Below are 2,165 nucleotides of genomic sequence, written 5' to 3' on the forward strand. Positions count from 1 at the left end.
GAGTAAGGATTTCAGGCAAGTGGAATTGCAGGCAAGATAGGACCTTCGACCGTGCAAGATAGACTGTCGATTGAAAATATCCGAGTGGGACCTGTGTCTAAAACAGTGCCGTCTCGGAAAAGCATTTCCCGCAAAGGCCTGTTTGCGAAATGCTTTGGCCGAAAGCTCGCTATTGGCGGGCGGCAATCGCTGCAGCAGCACCGACCATGAAGCCGGCAGCCGTGCGGTTCAGCGCCTTGAGCGCGCGCGGAGATTTCAGGAACCAGCGCGCCTTGGCAGCCAGCGCAAGATACGGCACCAGCACCACCAACAGCACGACAACGGTCAGCGCGACGAGGATACCATAGTCTGCCAGCGTGATGGTTTTCAGGTCGACGATGGTCGGCGTGATGGCGAGATAGAAGATCATCGTCTTCGGATTGCCGAGCGTGACAGTCAGGCCGGCGGCAAAGCTCGACAGCAATCCCGCGCTGCCCGTTCGGGCCTCGACGGTCTCGGGCGTGATGCCGCTGTTCCAGAAGCGCCAGCCGAGGAAGGCGAGATAGGCGACGCCGAGCCATTTGATGGCCAGGAAAACCATGCCGAAACTCTGTGCGACGAAGGCGAGGCCAAGCACCACGGCGGTCAGATAGGTGATGTCGCCCACCATCAGGCCAAAGGACATCGCCAGCGACGAGCGGAAGCCGGAGCCGAGCGCACGCGCGACCAGCGCGGTGATGCCGGGACCAGGGATCGCGGCTGCGATGCCGAGGGCGGCGCTGTAGGCGAGGAATCCGGTAAGGGTCATGGCATTCGTCTCAGATCAGAATGCCTTGTCGCATGGGACCGGCTAAGATTGAATTCCCTGGGGTCGGATTCTATTGCACCAGATATCGGGGGCCTCGCCTCACGAAGCCCCCTCATCCGGCCGCTTCGCGGCCACCTTCTCCCCACTGGGGAGAAGAGACGAGCACGGGCCCGCCTACCTCCTCTACCCGCCGGGGAGAGGTCGGATTGTCCCGAATTGCTCTTCGCAATTCGGTTGGCAATCCGGGTGAGGGGGCCTGCGCTACCCAAGCAGATCAGGAGCGACCGTCGCCATGGGTGACACGCCAGATGGTACCGTTGCCGTCCTCGGTGACGATCAGCGCGCCATCCATGGTCACCGCCACACCGACCGGCCGGCCCCAGACCTCGCCGTTGGAGACGAAGCCGGTGATGAAATCCTCATATTCGCCGGTCGGCTTGCCGTCCTTGAACAGCAATCGCACCACCTTATAGCCGGTCCGGTTGCCGCGGTTCCATGAACCGTGCAGAGCGACGAAAGCATCGCCCTTGTATTCGGCCGGAAAGCTCTTCCCTTCGTAGAAGGCGATGTTGAGCGGAGCCGAATGCGCCTGCATCAGCACATCGGGAACGGTCGTTTTGCCGGCAAGATCGGGGCGCTCACCCTTGTGGCGCGGATCCTCATTGTCGCCGATATAGTACCAGGGCCAGCCATAGAAGGCGCCCTCCTTGACCACGGTCGCGTATTCGGGCGGCACATTGTCGCCAAGCGCATCGCGTTCGTTGACGACGCACCACAGCGCGCCGGTCGCCGGCTGCACGGTCATACCCGAGCAGTTGCGCAGGCCGGTGGCAAAGATGCGGCCGTTCTTGCCATCGGGATCGAAGGCCAGCACGCCGGCGCGGCCGTCTTCGGAACCCCAGGCTGCACCCAACGGCTGCGACTTCGCCCAGGCGTCGAGGCCGCCCTTCGGTTCCTTGCCCATGCGCTCGGCGACATTCGATCCCGAGCCGACCGACAGATAAAGCGTCTTGCCATCAGGCGAGAAGGCGATGTCGCGGGTCCAGTGATGATTGGCCGGGATGTTGCCGACGATGGTTTCCGGATCGCCGGAGGCCTTCAGGTCGCCATTGCGGTAGGCAAAGCGCACGATGCTGTCGCTATTGGCGACATAGACCCATTGCGGGTCAGCGCCCGGCGGATAGAAGGCAATGCCATAGGGCCGTTTGAGACTGCCGGCAAAGATGCCGTCCTGCACAGGGCTCGCACCGCCTTCGGCGAGGCGATAGATGCGGACCTGGTTGGCTTTGCTGTCGGCGACGAACAGGTCGCCGTTCGGCGCGACGCGCACGACGCGTGGATTGTCGATGCCGGATGCAACCAGCTCGGCCGAGAATCC

2 protein-coding genes are annotated in these 2,165 nt (G+C 62.7%); both read right to left on the reverse strand.

Annotation, left to right across the window (positions count from 1 at the left end):
- Positions 1-169: 169 nt before the first annotated feature.
- Positions 170-787, reverse strand: a complete 618-nt coding sequence (locus tag EN893_RS30315; protein WP_127267552.1) for a LysE family translocator — start codon at positions 785-787, stop codon at positions 170-172.
- A gap of 274 nt (positions 788-1,061) precedes the next feature.
- A partial coding sequence (locus tag EN893_RS30320; RefSeq protein ID WP_164901248.1) for a sorbosone dehydrogenase family protein occupies positions 1,062-2,165 on the reverse strand: 1,104 nt, incomplete at its 5' end.

Origin of the sequence: Mesorhizobium sp. M7A.F.Ca.CA.004.04.2.1, assembly GCF_004022825.1 — a bacterium.
Taxonomy (GTDB): Bacteria; Pseudomonadota; Alphaproteobacteria; order Rhizobiales; family Rhizobiaceae; genus Mesorhizobium.

Excerpts from the sequence above, each read along its gene's own strand:
- EN893_RS30315 (WP_127267552.1), bottom strand. The coding sequence starts at position 787 with ATGACCCTTACCGGATTCCTCGCCTACAGCGCCGCCCTCGGCATCGCA.